The 19,245-nt window shown below is 71.8% G+C and carries 17 protein-coding genes; 5 read left to right on the forward strand and 12 right to left on the reverse strand.

Annotated elements, in window-relative coordinates:
* Positions 1-141: 141 nt before the first annotated feature.
* From A6A29_RS07720 to A6A29_RS07765, 10 genes are all read right to left on the reverse strand, one after another.
* Positions 142-1,281, reverse strand: coding sequence for a zinc-binding dehydrogenase (locus A6A29_RS07720; protein WP_073719218.1), 1,140 nt, complete (start codon positions 1,279-1,281; stop codon positions 142-144).
* The gene (locus A6A29_RS07725) at positions 1,278-1,580 is read right to left on the reverse strand and encodes a putative quinol monooxygenase (RefSeq protein WP_073719219.1); all 303 of its coding nucleotides are present in this window, start codon (positions 1,578-1,580) and stop codon (positions 1,278-1,280) included. Before A6A29_RS07725 ends, A6A29_RS07720 begins: the two co-directional genes overlap by 4 nt.
* Positions 1,581-1,585: 5 nt before the next feature.
* Entirely contained in the window at positions 1,586-2,245 is a 660-nt protein-coding gene (locus A6A29_RS07730) for a glycerol-3-phosphate responsive antiterminator (protein ID WP_073719220.1), read from the reverse strand.
* A 72-nt stretch (positions 2,246-2,317) separates the two neighbouring features.
* Positions 2,318-3,871, reverse strand: coding sequence for an FAD-binding oxidoreductase (locus tag A6A29_RS07735; RefSeq protein ID WP_073719221.1), 1,554 nt, complete (start codon positions 3,869-3,871; stop codon positions 2,318-2,320).
* Entirely contained in the window at positions 3,868-5,541 is a 1,674-nt protein-coding gene (locus A6A29_RS07740) for a glycerol-3-phosphate dehydrogenase/oxidase (protein ID WP_073719222.1), read from the reverse strand. Before A6A29_RS07740 ends, A6A29_RS07735 begins: the two co-directional genes overlap by 4 nt.
* A gap of 92 nt (positions 5,542-5,633) precedes the next feature.
* Entirely contained in the window at positions 5,634-7,193 is a 1,560-nt protein-coding gene (locus A6A29_RS07745) for an FGGY family carbohydrate kinase (protein WP_073719223.1), read from the reverse strand.
* A 124-nt stretch (positions 7,194-7,317) separates the two neighbouring features.
* Entirely contained in the window at positions 7,318-8,772 is a 1,455-nt protein-coding gene (locus tag A6A29_RS07750) for an MFS transporter (protein ID WP_073719224.1), read from the reverse strand.
* A gap of 364 nt (positions 8,773-9,136) precedes the next feature.
* Positions 9,137-10,729, reverse strand: coding sequence for a peptidoglycan-binding protein (locus tag A6A29_RS07755; RefSeq protein ID WP_073719225.1), 1,593 nt, complete (start codon positions 10,727-10,729; stop codon positions 9,137-9,139).
* A gap of 201 nt (positions 10,730-10,930) precedes the next feature.
* Complete coding sequence (locus A6A29_RS07760; RefSeq protein ID WP_073719226.1) at positions 10,931-11,662, reverse strand: nitroreductase family protein; 732 nt, start codon at positions 11,660-11,662, stop codon at positions 10,931-10,933.
* 45 nt (positions 11,663-11,707) lie between these two features.
* On the reverse strand, positions 11,708-12,154 hold the full coding sequence (locus A6A29_RS07765; protein ID WP_073719227.1) for a nitroreductase family deazaflavin-dependent oxidoreductase: 447 nt from the start codon (positions 12,152-12,154) through the stop codon (positions 11,708-11,710).
* 234 nt (positions 12,155-12,388) lie between these two features.
* Between A6A29_RS07765 and A6A29_RS07770 the strand changes: the two genes are divergently transcribed.
* Both A6A29_RS07770 and A6A29_RS07775 read left to right on the forward strand, forming a co-directional pair.
* A complete protein-coding gene (locus tag A6A29_RS07770) occupies positions 12,389-12,622 on the forward strand; it encodes an acyl carrier protein (protein ID WP_073719228.1) in 234 nt (77 codons plus the stop codon).
* 62 nt (positions 12,623-12,684) lie between these two features.
* The gene (locus A6A29_RS07775; RefSeq protein WP_241838383.1) at positions 12,685-13,914 is read left to right on the forward strand and encodes a beta-ketoacyl-[acyl-carrier-protein] synthase family protein; all 1,230 of its coding nucleotides are present in this window, start codon (positions 12,685-12,687) and stop codon (positions 13,912-13,914) included.
* Positions 13,915-14,023: 109 nt separating this feature from the next.
* Here the strand turns inward: A6A29_RS07775 and A6A29_RS07780 are convergent, their stop codons facing one another.
* Positions 14,024-16,462 carry an endonuclease/exonuclease/phosphatase family protein gene (locus tag A6A29_RS07780; protein WP_073719230.1) on the reverse strand — a complete coding sequence of 813 codons (2,439 nt, stop codon included), beginning with the start codon at positions 16,460-16,462 and terminating at the stop codon, positions 14,024-14,026.
* 188 nt (positions 16,463-16,650) lie between these two features.
* Here A6A29_RS07780 and A6A29_RS07785 point away from each other — a divergent pair, with 188 nt between their 5' ends.
* From A6A29_RS07785 to A6A29_RS07795, 3 genes are all read left to right on the forward strand, one after another.
* Entirely contained in the window at positions 16,651-17,163 is a 513-nt protein-coding gene (locus A6A29_RS07785; protein ID WP_073719231.1) for an SRPBCC family protein, read from the forward strand.
* Between the two features lie 94 nt (positions 17,164-17,257).
* On the forward strand, positions 17,258-17,746 hold the full coding sequence (locus tag A6A29_RS07790; RefSeq protein WP_073719361.1) for a helix-turn-helix domain-containing protein: 489 nt from the start codon (positions 17,258-17,260) through the stop codon (positions 17,744-17,746).
* Complete coding sequence (locus A6A29_RS07795) at positions 17,739-18,104, forward strand: DUF4180 domain-containing protein (RefSeq protein ID WP_073719232.1); 366 nt, start codon at positions 17,739-17,741, stop codon at positions 18,102-18,104. The genes A6A29_RS07790 and A6A29_RS07795 overlap by 8 nt, the downstream gene beginning before the upstream one ends.
* Before the next feature lie 3 nt (positions 18,105-18,107).
* On the opposite strand, the gene A6A29_RS07800 is transcribed toward A6A29_RS07795, so the two are convergent.
* A complete protein-coding gene (locus A6A29_RS07800) occupies positions 18,108-19,193 on the reverse strand; it encodes a glycoside hydrolase family 5 protein (RefSeq protein ID WP_073719233.1) in 1,086 nt (361 codons plus the stop codon).
* Positions 19,194-19,245 lie beyond the last annotated feature (52 nt).

Raw genomic sequence — 19,245 nt, forward strand, 5'->3', positions numbered from 1 at the left:
AATCGCCCGGCTCGGCAGACGGGCGACAGGCGTACGGAGGTCGCTTCCGCGGCAGTCCGGGCGCACCCGCCTCACACTCCGGCGGAACCGCCCCCCACGGCACCCGCACGCCCCGCACCCACCAGGAGCGCCCCGGCGCGTTCAGCCGGCCAGCAGGCCCGAGGTGTCGATCACCTGGCGGATCGCCCGGCCCGAAGCCAGCTCCTCCATCGCGTCGTTGATGTCCGTCAGAGGCAGCGTTCCCGTGTGCATCCGTTCCACCGGCATCAGGCCCGCCCGCCACAGGTCCAGGAACCGCGGGATGTCCCGGCGGGGGACCGCGTCGCCCATGTACGAGCCGAGCAGGGACTTGCCCTCGCCCGCGAAGGCCAGGGCCGGGACCTCCAGGACGCGGTCCGGGGCCGGGAGGCCCACCGAGACGACCCTGCCGCCGCGGGCGACGGCCGCCAGCGCGTCGGCCATCACCTTCGGGCTGCCCACCGCCTCCACTGCCAACTCGGCGCCCCCGCCCGTCAGTTCACGAACGGCAGCCATCGCCTCCTCGGGGGCGTACGCATGGGTCGCGCCGAGGCGCAGGGCCAGCTCGCGCTTCTCCCGGACCGGGTCGACCGCGATGACCGGGTATGCCCCGGCCGCGCGGGCGCCCAGGACCGCCGAGAGGCCGACACCGCCGAGCCCGTACACCAGGGCGGACTGGCCGGGGCGCAGGGCGGCCGTGTTGATGACCGCGCCCGCGCCGGTCAGGACCGCGCAGCCGAACATCGAGGCCACGGCGAACGGTATGTCGTCGGGGATCGGCACCAGCGACTCCTGGGCCAGTACCGCGTGCTCGGAGAACGCGGAGACGCCCAGCTGGTGGTGGACCGGCCGGCCGGAGGAGTCCGTGAGGAGCGGGGGGCCGTGCAGCAGGCCACCCGATCCGTTCGCGGCGGCGGCCCGCGCGCACAGGGCCGGGCGGCCCGCCGCACAGTCCTCGCAGAAGCCGCAGCTCGGGACGAAGACCAGGGCCACATGGTCACCGGGGGAGAAGCGGTGCACACCGGGACCGGTCTCCTGGACCACCCCCACCGCCTCGTGGCCCAGCGCCATCGGCAGCGGGCGGACCCGGTCGCCGTTGACCACGGAGAGGTCCGAGTGGCACAGCGACGCGGCCGCGATCCGGACCAGCACCTCGCCCTCGCGCGGAGCGCCGAGGGTCAGCTCCTCCACCTCGACCGGGCGGCTGTGGGAGTAGGGGCGGGACGTCGACGTCCCGCGCAGCACCACTGCACGGGTCTTCATGCCCCCACCTGCTCGCGCGGCGCGCAGCGCAGCACGTCGCGGCTCTCCAGCAGCGGGAGCACCCTGCCGAGCACGATCTCCCGGAAGTGCGGGGTCGCGCAGTGCGCGGTGAAGTCGGCCTCGGTGGCGTACTCCTCGTAGAGCACGATCGCGCGGGGGTCCTCGATGCCCTGGTGGACCCGGTAGCCGAGGTTGCCGGGTTCCTCGCGGGAGGCGGCGGCCATCGAGTCGAGCAGGGTCAGGACGGTGTTCTCCTCGCCGGACCTGGTGCGGTATCGGGCGACGACTACGTAACTCACGGGGACTACTCCTGTGGTGCGGCGGGCCTCTTGAGGGCGGACGGCGGGACCGGTGGCAGCTGGTCCCGGCGCAGATGCCAGAGGCGGGGGTCGGACGTGGCGGCCGCGGCCGACCCGAAGGCCAGGGCGAGCGCCACGTCCGCGGGGGTTTCCACGAAGCCCGCGGCGACCGACGGGGACATCGCGCGCTGTGCCTGCGCGGTCATCCGGCCGATGATCGGGGCGGGCATGATCTCGACCAGGTCCGGCGCTCCGCGGGAGATCGCGTCCGTGGAACGGCGCAGGTTGGACCGGTCGGTGACGAACACCTTCATCATGGTCAGCAGGCCGAGCGGGCGGCCCTTCTCGATCAGCGAGAGCCGGGTGCTCACCACGCCGTGCGCCCCCATGTTCTTGATGAACTCCAGCGCGCCCCGGTCCTGCGCCAGACCGGGGCTGCTGTCCACGTTCACGAACACGGTCTTCCCCGCCCGGCCCAGCGCCGGCACGACCTGGGGCAGCTGCCCCACCGCGAACGACGCGAGGATGCACACCCTGGCCGGTGCGGTCAGGAACTGCCGCAGCGGCTGGGTGCCGATGACCGACGCGATCACCGGCACCTCGGCGAAGGCCGAGACGAGCCGGGGGTCGAGCGGTGCGCTGAACCGGGACGGGGAGGGGGTCATGGCAAGAGCCTGCCTGGGAAGGGGTCGGACCGGCCGGCACCTGGGGCCGGCCGGTCCTCGCGGCTGCTGGGGTCAGTTCAGCGGAGACGTACCGAATCGGCTGGGAAGGCCCAGTTTGCCAGGGTTGAGAATCCCGGCCGGGTCCAGGGCCGCCTTCACCGCGACGAGGGTCGCGAAGCCCGCCCCGAGGGAATCCTCCAGGTAGGGGCCGCGCAGCAGACCGCAGCCGTGGTGGTGGCTGAGCGCCGCCCGGTGCTCGACGAGTACGGCGTTGGCCGCGTCCCACACCGAGCGGTACCAGTCACGGCGCGACTCGGGCGCCACCTCGCCGCGCAGCGAGAAGTAGACACAGGCGCCGTCGGTGTACGCGTGCGACTGATGGGCGGAGGCCGCCAGAGTGCCCTCCACCGACTGGATCGCGGCGACCACCTCGTCGTAGATCACCGGGAGGTCGGCCCAGGAAGCGGCCATCTCCAGGGTGTCGGCGACGAAGCCGGGGCCGGGCGTGAAGCCGTCCGCCGACTTGCCGACCAGCATCCGCTCGTCCAGCCAGCGCTCGAAGACCGCCTCGCTGTCCAGCTCGGGGCCGTACGCGGCGCAGACCTCGGTCGCGACCTTGATCGACGCGTCGACGATCGCCGGGTCGCCCTCGTCGGCGATGAGCAGCAGGTTGGTCCCGGGGTGGCCGAAGTGGGTGCCCGACTCCAGGGTGTCGTACAGCCGCAGGACGGCCGGGGTCGCACCGCGCTGCATGATCGAGCGGCAGGCGTCCAGCCCCTCGGCGAAGGTCGAGAAACCGAACGCGACGGCCTTGGCGTACTCGGGCAGCGGGTGGACGCGCAGCCGGGCCGAGACGATGACTCCGAGGGTGCCCTCCGAGCCGATGAACAGCTGACGCAGGTCCGGCCCGACCGCCGCGCGGGCGTAGTCGCCGTACGTGGCACGGGTGCCGTCCGCGTGGATGACGTCCACCCCGACGACCATGTCCTCGATCTTGCCGTACCGGGTGGAGAGCTGACCGGCGCCGCGGCAGGCGATCCAGCCGCCGACCGTGGAGACGGCGAACGCGGAGGGCCAGTGGCCCGTCGTCACGCCGTACTCCTCCTGGAGCTGCTTCTCGAAGAGGTCACCGAACATGCCGGCCTCGACGTCCACCACGTTCGACTCGGCGTCGAAACCGGTGATCCGGTTCAGCGCGCAGACGTCCAGCACGACCCCGCCGAAGACGGGGAGCGCCGCACCGGTGACATTGGAGCGGCCCGCGGACGGGGTGACCGGGATGCCGGCCGCGTGGCAGATCCGCAGCACGGCCGCGATCTGGTCCGCGTCCGCCGCCTCGACGACCACGGCGTCCGGCGTCGCGGGACGGCCCTCGGTCTCGCCGATCATCGAACCGGCCCACCAGTCACGGGTCCGGGTGACGACCTCGTCGCGGGAGGTGTGCACGGCGTGCGCGGCCTCGCGCAGCGCCTCGACCACGCTCTCGGGGACCTCGACCGGATCGGTCTGGAGCGCGGCCTCGCCGTCCCCGATGGGGGTGTTCTGCGCCCACTTGGCGAAGCTGGGGGCGCCGATCGTGTAGTTGCCCCGGTTGAACGGGTGGGTGATGGTCTGACGGCTGATCATGCTGCTGCCCCTTCGAGGAGTACGGACTTTTCGTGACGGACGGCTGCGAGGTAGTCGGAGACCGAACGTTCCACCTCGGCCTGGGTGAGATTCAGTTCCCGGCCGAGGATCGCGCCGACCGCGGCCGCGGCGTCCGCGGAGGCGTCCCGGGCGAACAGCCGGGCCCGCATACGGCGGGAGAGGACGTCGTCGACGGAGCGGGCCAGCTCGGCGCGGGCCGCGTACACGACCTCGGCCCCGGTGTACGGGAGCCCGGCGACGATCGGCTCGGCCAGCGTCGGGTCGTCCTGGATCAGGTCGCCGACGAAGCGCGCCTCGGTGCCGAAACGCTCGCCCAGGTGCGCGGCGATGCCACCGGATGCGGCGACCGCCTCGGCGTCGTAACCGGCGCCGCCCAGCAGCGGAAGGTTCGCGGTGCGGCCGGCACCCTTGCGGCCCAGCACCGTCATCACCTTGTCGATGACCAGCTCGCCCATGTGCCGGCTGGTGGTGAGCTTCCCACCGGTCACCGTCACCATGCCGGTGCGGCCGATCGTGATGTGGTGGTCACGGCGCATGTCGAGCGTCGCGCCCTCCTTGCCGCCGACCAGCGGACGCAGACCGCCGATGGAGCCGACCACGTCGTCCGGGGTGAGCTTCCCCTCGAACGCGGTGTTCGCGCCCTCCAGCAGGAAGCCCATCTCCTCGCGCGTGCAGTGCACATCGTCCGGGGAGCCCTGGTAGTCCTCGTCGGTGGTGCCCAGCACCACGCTGTTGCCCCAGCGGGTGCAGGTCGCGCGGCGGGCCCGGCCGGGGATCGGCACGGTCACCGTGCAGTTGATCCGCACCTTCTCCCACGGCACCACGATGTGGACGCCCTTGGCCGGGCGGACCTGCGGCTTGTGACCGTCGTCGGCCTTCGCGTCCAGCTCGTCGGTCCACACCCCGGTGGCGTTGACGACGGCCCCCGCGCGGATGTCGATGGTGTCGCCGTCCACGGAGACCCGGGCGCCGGCCACCTTGCCCCTCTGCGTCAGCAGCCCCTCGGCCTTCGCCCCGTTGAGGACGCTCGCGCCGAGCGCCGCCGCGGTGCGGACGATGGTCAGCACGAGCCGGGCGTCATCGGTGCGGGCGTCGAAGTACATCAGCCCGCCCTTCAGGTTCTCCGCGCGCAGGGTCGGCGCCTGCGCGAGGACCTCCGGGACACTGAGCCGCTGGTGCAGCTTGCCGATCCGCCAGCCGCCCACCAGGTCGTACGTCCACAGCAGACCCTCGAAGCCCTTGGCCAGGCGGGCGTCGAAGATGCCCTCCTTCTCCAGGATCGGGAAGAGGAACGGCAGCCGGTGCACCAGGTGCGGGGCGTTCTTGCGGAAGCGGTGGCGCTCCAGGAGCGAGTGGCGCACGAGATTGACGTTGCCCTGCTCGATGTAACGCAGGCCGCCGTGGACCATCTTCGAGGACTTCGACGACGTACCGGAGGCGAAGTCGTCCTTCTCGACCAGCGCCGCGCGCAGCCCGCGCGAGGCCGCGTCCAGCACCGCGTACGCCCCGGTGATCCCGCCGCCGATGACGACGACGTCATAGGTGTCGTCGGCCAGCCGGCGCTTGATTGCGGCGCGGTCGAGATGCAGCGGCGTTCGGCGGGTCGCCGCGGCGCTGCGCCGCGGTTTCCGGGCGGGCAAGGTGATCACAACATCAACTCCTGGTGTTTCGGTACGGCGGCCGCGTGGTCGGGCGGTCCGCCGGGGTGACGGTGAGGGTGCCGTCGGTGGGGGGTGTGCGGTTACGGTTCGGGCGCCTCCAGGGGGCGCAGCGCCGGGTCCTTGAGGTGGCCGATCAGGACGTCGCGCCAGGCGGCACGCTGCGCGGTGCGCCCGGCCGCCGGGATCGCGGGGGCGAAGACCCTGCCGCCCGGCTGGGCCTCGACGACCTCCTCCAGCGAGCCCCACAGCCCCCGGGCGACCCCGGCGAGATACGCGGTGCCCCGCAGGCTCGCGGTGGCCGAGTCGGCGACCCGCTCCAGCGGCAGGCCGGTCAGATCGGCCTGGATCTGCATGAGCGGGTCGCTGCCGGAGACCCCGCCGCCCACCCGCAGCCGGGTGAAGGGCGCGCCCATGGTGTCGGCGACCCCGTCGATCAGGTCGCACACCGAGTGCGCGATCCCGTCGAGGACGGCGCGGGCGAGGTCGGCGCGGGTGGTGGCGAGGGTGAGCCCGGTGAGGGAGGCGGTGGCCTCCGGGTGCCAGACCGGCGTACGCACTCCGGCGAGCGCCGGGACGAAACGCGGGGTGCGGCCCGGCCGGGTGGGGACCCGGCCCGCCTCCTCACCGAGCTCCTTCGGCGAGGCGAACAGGCCCAGATCGTCACAGAGCCAGCGCAGCGCCGAACCCGCCGTGGAGGTGTAGGCCTCCAGGCTGTAGTGGCTGATGTCGCCCTGCCGCCGGCCGGGCTGGGCGAGCACCCCGGAGATGTCCGGCCGGGGCAGGGCGGGCACGGTGCCGGTCGCGGCGTCCACGAAGGCGCCGGTCCCGTACATGATCATGCCCTGGCCGGCGGTGAGTCCGCCGAGCGCGAGCAGGGCCGCGTGCTGGTCGCCCATGGAGGCGGCCAGCGGTACGGCGATCCCGAGGGCGGCCGGGTCGGTGTGCCCGAATCCGGCGTCGTCGGAGCGGAGCTCGGGCAGCAGGTCGAGCGGGAAGCCGAGCCGGCCGATCCACTCCTCGTCCCAGGCGTGCCGCTCCAGCAGGTAGCCGCCGCTGGACGCGGCGTTGGTGGGCGTCGTGGCGTGCACGGCGCCACCGGTGAGCCGCCAGATCAGCCAGGTGTCGACGGTGCCGAACAGCAGCCGCCCCGCGCGGTGCGCGGCGGCCACCTCCGGGTGCGCGGCGATCTGCCGCGCGGCCCAGAGGAACGGGGCGCGGGCGCCGACCGGCCGGCCCTGGCGGGCCAGCAGGGCGGTGTCCCACTCCGCCTCGTACGAGGTGAGCTCGGCGGCGTACCGCCGGTCCTGCCACACCACCGCGGGCAGCAGCGGCCGCCCGGTGACCCGGTCCCAGAGCATCGCGGTGGCGCGCTGGGTGGAGAGCGCCACCGCGGTGACCTCGATGCCGTCCTCGCGGGCCCGGCCGACGGCGCGGCGCGCCACCTCCAGGGTGGCGGTCCAGATCTCCATCGGGTCCTGCTCGACCGAGAGGTCGTCCGGGTGGCTGACCTTGATCGGCCGGTAGAACACCTCGTGGGCGGCGCCGGAGTCGAGGACGACTCCGGCCCGGGTACCCGTGGTGCCCTCGTCGATGGCCAGCACACCGCGCCGTGGGGCGGCGCCGGGGAGCGTCTGCGTCATTGCAGCCCTTTCATTGCGAGCATCGCGAGCTGTACGGAGCCGGTCCTGCGGAGCGGGACGTACGGAGCCGGCGGTACGGAGGGGGAGGGGGACCATCGTGTGACGCGGCGGGCACGGCGGACGGTCAGCGCGCGGTCGTGGCCTTCACGGATTCGGGGGAATCGCCCTGCGGGCCGACGGCGGAGAGGTCCGCGGCGGCCCCGTCCGGGGACTGGCCGGCCTTCATCGGGTCCCACTTGATCGCCAGGCAGGTGATCATGCCGAGCAGCGGTACGACGGAGAGCACCAGGAAGGTGTCGGCGAGGCCGAGGGATTCCTTGATCTGCGGGAAGAGGTACAGCCCGGCGACACTGCCGAAGCTGCCGACCATGCCGGTGACACCGGTGCCGAGCGCGCGGATGTCACTGCTGTACGAGAGCGCGGCGATGGACTTGCCGTTGGCGCCGGGACCCGCGGAGTGGCAGAGGATGAACAGCACGGGCAGCAGGAACGCCACGGCCGTGGGGACCTTCTCGAAGGTCAGGCCCATCGCCAGCAGCGCGACGAACACCCCGGCGAAACCGGCCGCGGAGCTGAGCCGCAGGCCGAGGCGGCGGCCGAAGTAGGCGGAGAGCAGACCGCCCGCGATACCGAAGGCGTTGAACACCATCGAGCCGATGGTGGCCTTCTCGAAGCTCTCGCCGAAGATCGTCAGGCTGATCAGCGGGAGGTACCAGCCGACCGCGAAGTACTGCATCGACTGCCCGAGCGAGATCACCGAGGACAGGATGGTGCGGGGCAGGTACTCGCCCTTGAAGAGCACTCCGGCCTGGCGGAATCCGACGGCGGGGGCCGCGGTGGCGGCCCGGGTGGCCGCGTCGGGCTGTCCGGCGACGGCCTTGATCCCGTAGATCCGGTCCAGATTGCCGACCGCTTCGTCCAGGCGCCCCTTGCTGGCCAGCCAGGTGGGGCTCTCCTTGAGCATCAGCCACTGGCCGATGAGCAGGGCGATGGCCACGACGGCGGCGGAGCCGACCGACCAGCGCCAGATGTCCGCGCCGACGTCCATGTTGAAGAAGAGCAGCGCCAGGGCGAGGTTGCTGGTGGTGGCGACGTACCAGACGGCCTGCCACAGGTTGAGCCGGCCGCCGAGCTTGGCGGGGGTGTACTCGGCGAGCAGCGCCATGGCGACGGCGAAGTCGATGCCGTAGGCGATGCCCACCATGACCCGGCCCACCCAGACGATCCCGAAGTCGTCGGCGAACGCGGCGGTCAGGGCGCCCGCGATGGCGAAGACCTTGGCCAGCAGCAGCGGGGGCACCCGGCCGAAGCGGGTGGCGAGCCAGCCGCCGATCGGGTTGAAGAGGATCGCCAGGGCCGGAGCGGTGGCCGTGAGGATCGAGACCTGCGTGCTGGTCAGCTCCATCTGGGACGTCATCGGTCCCAGACCCGCGCTCAGCGCGGCATTCGAATAGGCGTCGAGGAACAGCCCGCCGAACACGAGGAACCAGATGACTTGCGCCCGGCCGGTGATCTTTCCCAGCCCATCGATGAGCGCAACGACATCGGCGACGCCTTTGACGCTCGGACGTTGTGCCATGAATCCGCCTTCGAGGAAGACCCATCGGCGGCACGGGGAGCACAGGAAAACAGGCATGACGAAACCACCGACAGGTGGTCTATGTCTGTGCCTGTCAAAACACTGCGGAAAGCGCCGCAGCACGTGAACTGCTGAACTGCCGATCTGGCGAACTGCCGAGTCACGAAGGACTCGGGACTACGCAGTGAGGTTAAGAACGCGTCAGGACAAACGTCAAGGGTTTCCGGCAGGTTACCGAAACGTGACGCGTGTTCTTCGCGTGCCGCGTGAGCAGGGGCTTCCCCGCGTGCCCCGCGTGCCCCGCGTGCCCCGCGTGTGCCGGGGCGTTCCGGCGGCGGACCGGCCGCCGGAACGCCCCTGCCGGTCAGAGCCCCGCTTGCAGCGCCGCCCAGGTGGCGGGCCCGACACTCCCGTCGGACGAGAGCTTCCGGGCGCTCTGGTAGCCGCGCACCGCCGTGTCGGTGGTGGGTCCGAAGCTCCCGTCGATACCCACCGTGGAGCCGAGCGCCGCCGTCAGACTCCGCTGGAGCCGCTTCACCGCGTCCCCGGAGCCGCCCCGGGTGAGCGTCGGGGTGGTCCCGGCCGACAGCAGGGCGGTCCAGGTCCTCGGGCCGACCGCGCCGTCGGCGGTGAGCTTCCGGGCGCCCTGGAACGCCTGGACGGCGCTCTTCGTGGCGGGGCCGAAGTTCCCGTCCACGGCGCCCGGCTCGTACCCCTGCTCCTTCAGCAGCTTCTGGACGGCCGTGACCTGCGCGCCCGTCGAACCCTGCTGCTGGGTCGCGTACGAGGTGAAGTCCAGCGCGTCGCTGCCGGTGCCGCCGCCGGGGGAGCCGCCGACGAGCTGCATGTAGGAGGTCCAGTTCCAGTTGACGCCCGGGTCCGTGTGGTCGTTGCCGGGGGCCTCGCTGTGCCCGATGATGTGCGACCGGTCCTTCGGGATTCCGTACCGGTCGCACAGGTAACCGGTCAGCGCGGCCGAGGAGCGGTACATCGAGTCGGTGAACCACGACGGGTCGTCGACATAGCCCTCGTGCTCGATACCGAGTGACGAGGCGTTGGCGCTCTTGGCGTGGTACGCGGTGTCGCTGTCGCGCACCATCTGGGTGACCTGGCCGTCCGAGGAGCGGATCACGTAGTGGGAGCTGACCTTGGACGTCGCGTTCTGGAACCAGCTGATGGAACCCGCGTACGAACCCTGGGTGACATGGACGACCACCTTGTCGACCGTCGCCGACCGCCCGGAGGCGAAGTTGTTCGCGTGGGCGGGCACCCACAGCGCCGAGGGGTAGTCCGGGCTCTGCGTGGTCACGTCCGCCGAGGACAGGGCGCCCTTGCGCGGGGCGACCGGACGGGAGGTGACCGTGACCTCCTCGCCACCGGGCACCGTCGTCCGCAGCCCCTCGGCCAGGAAGGTGTAGACCGCGTCCGCGTAGAGGGTGGCGGCGGTGTCCCGGGCACCGCTGTACCGGGCGACGGCCGGGTACCAGCTGTCGAGGTCGCGGCGCTCGGCACGGTCGAGGCCCAGGGCGTCGGCGTGGGCGCGCAGCACGGCCGCACCGCCCCGGATGTTGGTCTCGGTGTCCCGGCGCAGCCGCGAGAACGGCTCGCCGGTCAGCGCCGCGGCCTTCTCCAGCGAGCGGTTGGCGGGGTTGCTCACCAGGTGCATCACGCCGTAGCCGTTCGCCTGGCTGGGTGCTCCGGCGTGTCCGTCCAGATGTGTCTCGCCGTAGCCGACGGCGGCGAGCAGGTCGCGCGGTACGCCGAACTCCTCGGCGGCCCGCGCGAAGGCCCGGTTCATCGGGTCGGAGGCGACGGCCGACGCTGCGGGGGAGTCGGCGGAGGCGGCGTCGGGGTCGGCCGCGACGGCCGGGTGGCCCGTCGCGACGAGAGCGGTGACGGTGAGGGCCGCCAGAACGGATGCGCGGCCTCTGGTGCGCGCGGCGGTGGGTCGGGGCATGGGGGTGCTCCCTGCTCTATGGGTCTCAAGTGCCCGGTGGGGCCTGTGGGGGAGAGAAAAGGCCCTCGGGCCCGGGTGGGGTGGGCCGAGGGCCGTTGAGCCCGCACAGGCTATCGAGATGAATAGAGCATGACAATGACATCCCGGTGTGTCGCGCCGGTGCTTTCAACTCCTCTATATGTCAAGGGAGTTGCTGGAGAATTACCAACCGTTACGGTGAATGACATCGGCCACTTGGCGGCGCCTCACCGGGCCGAAGTTGCCCTGCGGCCACCCCACCGGAACGGCGGCGAAGGTCCGCATGTCCTCCGGGATGCCCAGCGCCTCCTTCCACTCCTGCTCCAGCATCAGATGCCAGATGGTGATGTTCGCCGCGAGCCCCAGCGCCCGCGCGGCCAGCAGCAGGTTCTGCACCCCCGGGTAGACGCAGGAACCCTCGGCGAGCGCCTGGAAGCGGGTCTGGGTGTTCATCAGCTGCTCGGCCCCGGCCGGGCCGAGCGCCCGCGCGGAGGCCAGCAGCCCCTCCTCGTCGACACGCGGCTCCGGGAACCGGTAGCACGGGACGACCAGCACCGGGGTCTCGGCGAAGTGATCGCGCTGGTACTCGATCGCGGCCACCATCCGCCCGTACGCGGCGTCGTCCATGCCCGCCGGCGCGTGCTTCCCGGTCGTCGCCAGATAGGCGTCCACACACCGCTTCCACAGCGGGGCGAGCCGTGCCATCACCTCGCGGTCGGTGACCACGACGTACTCGTAGCACTGCATGTTGCCGCCGCTGGGTCCCCACACGGCCGCCTGGATCAGCTGCTCCATCGTCTCGTCCGGGACGGCGTCCGGCTTGAGGCGGCGCATGGCGCGCATGGTGGACATCGTCGAGAAGAGGGCGGGTCCGTCGAGGGCGGACGCGTCGGCTCGAACCGTTTCGATCGTCATGATCGCGGAGTGTACGGTCCCGGCCGACGCACCAAAAGGTCCCGGTCAGCGCCTTGTGAGCCGAACGACGGGGATGTCACGGTCGGTGCCCGCCCGGTACTGCGCGTACCGCGGGAAGAGCTCGACCAGACGCGGCCACACCCGGGCCTTCTCCTCGTCCGGCAGCGTCTCGGCGATCGCCCCGAACCGCTCGGTCCCCACCCGGAGTTCGACCTCGGGATGGGCCAGGAGGTTCAGGTACCAGAGCGGAGGGCGGTCCGAGCCGCCGTTGGACGCCACGATCAGATAGTCCTCGCCGTCCCGCCCGTACATCAGCACCGTGCGCCGCACGGCCCCGCTGCGCCGCCCGACATAGTCCATCAGCAGACACGGCACCCCGAGTTGCGTGGTGCCCTTGGTTCCGCCGGAGGACTCGTACAGCTCGGCCTGCCGGGCCACCCAGGTGGCCGGGCTGATCCGTACCGCCGCGTCGCCGTCCTGCTCCGCCGTCATATGGGCTCTCCCTCTCTCGTGCGGTGCGTTTGCCCGCCCATCCTGGCAGCAACCCGGCCGGACCGGCGGATTCGTACACCTGGACGACCTCCCCACCGCACGGGGGAACGGGGGCCGGGGAGCGGGCCGCGAAGGCGTATAAAGGGTCCCTCCGGAGCAGCCGGCGTCCCCCGATGGCCACCTCAACCCCCACGCGGCAGGCGTCACCGCGTCCCTGAGCGGAGGAGCGCCTCAATGAGCACCTCGGAAGAGATCAGCGCCCTGCTGGTCGCGAACTTCGGTACCGACCCCCTGGCCATTCGTCCCGAGGTGCCGCTCCATCAGCTGCGCCTGGACTCCCTCGCGCTGGAGGAGCTGCGGCTGCTCATCGAGGACCGGCTGGACATCGACATGGAAGACATCACGCTGACCTCGCGGGACACCGTGGGCCGCCTGGTGGCGGCCGTGCACGACAAGGCGTCCGCGTGAGCACCCGCCCGCGCACCGAACCGTCGCCCGGCCGGTCCACGACGCCGTTCTCCCGTCCGCGCATCGAGCCGTTCCGCGCCGCTGTCACCGGCATCGGTCTGGTCACCGCGGCCGGAGTCGGTGCCGGGGCCGCCTGGAGCGGAGTCTGCGGGGCCGCCTCCGCGCCCTCCGTCGTCCGGCGGCCCGAACTCGTCGATCTGCCCTGCGACTTCTTCTACACGATCACCGGCCTCGACACGAAGGCCGTGCTCGGCGTGGCCGCCCAGCGGCTGATGGACCGCTTCGCACAGCTCGCCGTCATCGCCGCCCGGGAGGCCGTCGCCGACGCCGGGCTCGACCCCTCGGTCTGGGACAGCGGCCGGGTCGGCGTCGTCATCGGCTCGGCGCACGGCGGGCTCCCCTTCTACGACGAGCAGCACCTCGCCCTCGCCGGGCGCGGCGCCCGGCGCGTCTCCCCGAAGCTCGCCCCGCTCACCGTGGTCAACGGCGCCGCCAGCAGCGTCACCCTCGACCTCGGTATCCACGGGCCCAGCCAGGCGGTCTCCACCGCCTGCTCCTCGGGCACCGTCGCCATCGGCACCGCCCACCAGATGCTGCGCACCGGAGCGTGCGACATCGTCGTCGCGGGCGGCGCCGAATCGTCCTGCACCCGGCTGCTGCTCGCCAGCGCCTGCCAGATGAAGGCCGTCTCCACCCGCCGCGAGGACCCGGAGGCCGCCTGCCGGCCCTTCGACACCCACCGCGACGGCTTCGTCGTCGGCGAGGGCGCGGGCCTTCTCGTCCTGGAGCACCCGGACCACGCCCGCGCCCGCGGGGCCACCGTCCGCGCCCATGTCGACGGCTACGGCGCCTCCAGCGACGCCCACTCCACGGTCGCCCCGGACCCCGACGGCCTCGGCATCGAACGTGCCCTGCGCGCCGCCCTCGCGGACGCCGGGCTGTCGCCCTCGGACGTGGGCCACGTCAACGCCCACGGCACCTCGACCGTCGCCAACGACCTGATCGAGGCGACCATGCTGCACCGGGTGCTCGGCGAGGGGCCGCTGGTCACCTCGACCAAGGCGATGACCGGCCACACCCTCGGTGCCGCGGGCGGGATCGAGACCGCGCTGACCGTCCTCGCCCTCCAGCACCAACGGGTGCCGCCCACCGTCAATCTCGACGCGCCCGACCCCGCGATCCCCGTCGACGTGGTGAGCAAGGAGGCCAGGGCGGCCGTCTTCGACTGCGCGGTCAAGACCTCGCTCGGCTTCGGCGGCCACAACGCGGCGCTCGTGCTCACCAGGGCCTGACCGGCGGAGGAGTCCGCCGTCCGGCCGCCGGGGGCAGCGGCCGGACGACGGTCACCACCCCGGCCGGGCGGGCCCGAACGAGCGGGCCCGCCCGGACCGGGAGCGGACCTCAGCGGCCGTGCCCGTGGCCGTGCCCGTGGCCCTTGTCTCCGGTGCTCACCTCCACGCGCACCACCTGCGGGTCGTGGTCGCTCGCCTGGTCGGCGAACTCCGCGTTGATGTGCACCACGTCGTAGTCGAACCGACGGATGCCGGGGCTCGTCAGGATGTGGTCGAGCGTCTGCGAGTTGCCGTCGTAGACGTAGCTGTACCGCTCCTTCGCGGGCAGCGTGCTGATCAGCGGCTTGAGGACCCTGCCGCGGGTCAGCGCGTCCATCGTCGGTGAGAACGCGAAGTCGTTGAGGTCCCCGAGCGTGATGACCCGGGCCGACTTGTCCGCCTTCAGCACCGAGGTGACGAAGGTGTTGACCTCCGCCGCCTGCTGTATCCGCTTCGTCTCCGAACCGCGCGCCGGCTCCTGGTAGCGGCCGTGCAGCGGCTGGTCGCCGCCCTTGGAGGCGAAGTGGTTGCCGATGACGAAGACCGGCTTCCCGCGGAAGCGGAATTCGCCCACCAGCGGCTTGCGGCTGTCGTCCCAGGCGGCGCTCGCCGGGTTGATCCGGCCGGGGGAGACGGAGAGCTTGACGCCCTTGCGGGTGTCCACGGCGCTCACGGGGGTGGTGGCGTCGCCGCCCGCGCGGTCCACGAACGTCACGCGCCCGGGGTTGAAGAGGAAGACGTTACGGATGTTGCCGCCGGGCTCGCCGCCGTCCTTGTTGTTCTCGGGAGCGATGTAGCGCCAGGCGTAGCGCGGGCCGCCCGCGGCGACGATCGCGTCGGTGAACCGCTTCAGCGTCGCCTCGGAGCCGACCGTGCCGTCGTTCTTCGCGCCGTTGTCGTCCTGGATCTCCTCCAGCGACACGACGTCGGGCGAGGCGAGGTTGACCGCGACCCCCTCGGCCAGCGTGTCGAACTTGGCCTGCTCGTCGAGCGCGTCCAGGTTCTCCACGTTGTACGTGGCGACGGCCAGTTCCTTGCGCTTCTGCTTGCGGGTGACCTCGCGCTTGAGCCCCTTGCCGGTGAGGGTGCCCAGCTCGGTGGCCTGGAGGTTGTAGCCGCCGAAGGACGCGTAGTCCAGGACGCCGGTGGTGGTGCCGGACAGCACGTCGCCCACGTCGGCCACGGGGACCGGGGAGGCGGCGTCGAGCGACATCACCTTGAGGCGGCCGGTGTTCTGGTCGTTGTACGAGGCGTAGAGCGTGCCGCCCCGCGCGGTCGGCTTCTCGCGCGGTTTGACGGTGACCCAGATCTCGTCGTACGCGGTCGTGGCCCCGGTGACGCGGGTGTCGGCGATGCGGACACGGGTGCCTTCGAGCGCCTCGTACAGGTCGAGGGCGTACGTCGCCGGGTCGAGGGTGAGCGCGTCGATCGGACCGCCACCGGCGGTGGGCGCGTAGGCGCCGGGCACCGAGGCGGCGTCCAGCACGACCGGCGCCGGCAGGGCGTTGCCGGAGGACAGGACGGTGGTCCTGGGCGCGGTGAGCTGGGTGAGCGACTGGGCGGTCGCGGACGGGTAGTACTCGGCGACCTTGCCGCTGACGAGGACCGAGTCGCCCACGGCCACGGCCGGTGCGGCGGAGCCCGTGTAGACGAACAGGCCCTCGCCGGTGCGGACGTCGTCGTCCGGTGCGGTGTCCTGGATCCAGAAGCCGCGCGAGCCCGTGGCCCGTACGCCGGTGACGACGCCCGGGACACCCTCGACCGACCGGCCGGCGAGCGGCGAGAGCCGTGTGGTGCCCTGGATGTCGTGCACCCGCACGGTGCCGGGCTCGGTCGGGCCGCCGGGGTCCCCGGGGCCGGTGCCGCCGGAGGTCTCACCGGCCGCGTTCACCGGGGTCGGGGCGCCCGCGGCGAGGTCGGCGGCGTTGTCGTCGGTGTCGGCGAGCGAGGCGGCGCGGGCGACGGACGCGGTGGCGGAGGCGCCGGTCACGGGTCCGCCGCCCTCCCGCACGACCGCGGAGCCGTAGCCGACGAGGTCCACGATCCTGGTGTCGGCCGCGCAGTCGGCCGCCGTCCTGCAGGTGAGCGGGGTGGTGCCGGAGACCAGGGCGACGGTGCCGCTCGCCGCGGACATCGGGACCGCACCGGTGGCGTCGGCGGTGGGCAGGGCCACCGTGCCGCCGGTCCCCGCGGCCTGGGCGACGAGGTAGCGGCCGCCGGGGGCGATCGCGCCGGTCAGCGCGGACACCTGCCACAGCGAACCGGCGGACGGGCTGCCCGGCAGGTACTGGACGCTGAAGCCGCCGAGGCCGAACGGCGCGGAACCGGCATTGGCCAGCTCGATGAAGTCCCGGGTGAGCGTCGCTCCCGCATTGCCGCCGCCGCCGTACACCTCGGAGATCACGGCGGACGAGGACGGTGCCGCGAAGGCGGCGGGCAGGGCGGTCACCGAAAGAGCGACGGCGACGGCGCCGGTCAGCAGGACGGAACCGGGTCTGGATATACGCACGTGAGCTGCCCCCAACTGTGTAGTGAGGGCTGAAAACTATGCGCGTAGATCGGGCATGACAAGGCATCAGAGGTTAATTCCACGCATCGCGCCGATGTGGAGCCGATGCGAAGGGGTCCGTCGACGCGACAGGCAACCATACGGTTGCTTGAATGGGAGGCGACGAGCACCCCCTGGAAGGACCGGCCATGACCAAGCCCGAGTTCGTCTATGTCACGTACATCCGCACCACCCCCGAGCAGCTCTACCGGGCGCTGACCGACCCGGAGCTCATCAAGGTCCACATGGGCGGTCACGGCCCCGATTCGACCTGGGAGGCCGGCGCTCCGGTCCGCTGGAAGATGGATCCGGAGGGTGAGTTCGAGGAGGTCGGCCAGCGGGTGCTGGGGGCGGAACCCGGCAAGCGGCTCTCGTACACCTGGCACAGGCTCCAGCCCATGCACCGGGAGATGTTCGACTTCGCGTCGGACGAGGAGTGGGAGGAGGCGGTCCGGGAGCGGTCGAAGGTCACCTTCGACATCGAGCCCGCCGAGGATCCCGCGATGGGCGTCAGGCTGACCCTCACCCATGACGGCTTCGACAGCCCGGACAGCAAGATGCTGGAGGGCGTCCGCGACGGCTGGGCCATGATCCTCTCGACGCTCAAGACCCAGGTGGAGGGCGGCGGGCTCGTCTCCGAGGGGAAATCTGAGCGGGGTTAAGGGAACCGCGAACGGCGCCGGGGGGGCGCCTCGGCCTACCGTATTCTTCCCTATCGCACCCTCAGTAGGGTTGTTCAGGGTAGTGTCCGACCGCATGGAGAGTGTTGAGCGCGAGCTGTATTCGGTCGGTGAGGTCGCCGAGCTGCTGGGGTTGCATGTGCGGACCGTCCGGAGCTATGTCCGTGAGGGCCGGCTGAAGGCCGTGCGGATCGGCAAGCAGTACCGGATCAGCCGGGCGGACCTGGCGGCGCTGACCAGCCTCCCGGCGGATCCGGCGCCCCCTCGGGCCGCCGCCCCGCGCGGGCAGGTGGAGGTGTCGGGCATCGTGCAGATCGACTCGATCGGCGCGGACGCGGCGAGCCGGTTGAGCACTCTGGTCACGGCCGCCGCGCAGTCCGGGCGGGACGCACCGGAGCCGCTGCGCGTCCAGACGGTCTACGACAAGGAGCGCGCCCGCATGAAGATCGTGATCCTCGGCAACGCCACCGCCACCGCCGACCTGCTGCGTCTGGTCGACGGGGTGATGGGGCCCGGCAACGACATGTTCCTGTCCGGCGACGAGGGGGCGGCGCACCATGCCTGACCTCTTCGTGGAGCACCACGGCGTACCGGTGCTCGTCTACGACGCGGACGGTGCGCCGATCGCCACGGTGCAGGACGCGCTGGACCGCCTGGTCGGTGCCGCCTTCCAGGGTGCGGAGGTGGTCGCCGTTCCGGCGGACCGCTTCGACGACCGCTTCTTCGACCTCAGTACGGGCTTCGCCGGTGAGATCTTCCAGAAGTTCGCGAACTACCGGCTGCGCCTGGCGATCGTCGGGGACATCTCACGCCATCTGAGGGGCGGTTCGGCGCTGCCCGCCCTGATCCGGGAGGCCGATCGAGGCCGGCACGTCTGGTTCGTGGCCGACCTCGATGACCTCGCCGCCCGCCTCAGGCCGTAGGCGTCACTGGCGGATGCGCTCACGGATCCAGACACCGGCGGGCTTCAGCACCGATGTGCCGGTCCACTGGGTGCCGTCGCAGGTACCGGTCTTGAAGACCGCACCGGAACGGTGGTCGTCGGAGTAGTTCCAGTTGGTCCACGAGATCTTCTTGCGCTTCATCAGGTCGAGGTAGCGCTGCGACATCGTGAAGTCGTCCGCGCCCTCGCCCGCGTAGTTCTGCGTGCCGAACTCCGTGACGAACACAGGCAGTTTGTTCGATGCCCGGTCCAGGGTGTTCAGGTACTCGTCCCGGTGCGAGGCCGCGTAGAAGTGGAACGTGTACATGATGTTCGAGGCGTTGACCGGATTGTTGACGACCTCCTGCTCGTCCGCCCCTTCGGAGACGCCGAACGAGGACCAGGCGCGCGTGCCGACCAGGACCACCGCGTCGGGGTCCTGCGCCCGGATGACCGGGATGATCTTCTCGGCGTACGACTTGATCGTCGACCAGCTCACCCCGGAGGGCTCGTTGGCGATCTCGTAGAGCACACCCGGGTTGTCCTTGTACTTCTTCGCCATCGCCGTGAAGAAGGTCTTCGCCCGGCTGAGGTTGAAGTTGGGGTCGCCGGGGTCGAGCATGTGCCAGTCGATCACCGCGTACATGCCCCGCGCGTGGGCCGCGTCGACGAACTTCTGCGCACGGGCGGTGAAGCCCTGAGGGTCGGTCTCGTACCCGTCCTCCTGTACGTACGTGGAGACCCGCAGCACATCGGCGCGCCAGTCCGTGGCCAGGGCGTCGAGCGAGCCGTTGGTGACGCACTGGGCGTACCACTGGGTGCCGTGCGTGCTCATGCCGTTGAGCTGGACCGCCTGGCCCGAGGCGTTGCAGAGCTGGAGGCCGCAGACCTTGAGCTGGCCGTTCGCGGCGAGCGGCGTCGCGGCGGCCGGGGTGGCGGCGGCGGGGGCCGGGGAGGCTCCCGCCTGGACCGGCGACAGCAGGGCGCCGCCGAGTGCGAGGGCGGCCGAGGCGAGAAGGGCTGTCCGGGCCCGGACCCGGCGTCGGGACCCGGTCGGCTGCTCGGTGGGGAGATTGGTGCGCTGGTGCATGGTGGTGCTCCCGTCGGGGGTTGGTGGAGGGGAGGCGCCATGTCGGCAAACT

This window comes from Streptomyces sp. TSRI0281 (genome assembly GCF_001905125.1).
Lineage (GTDB): Bacteria > Actinomycetota > Actinomycetes > Streptomycetales > Streptomycetaceae > Streptomyces.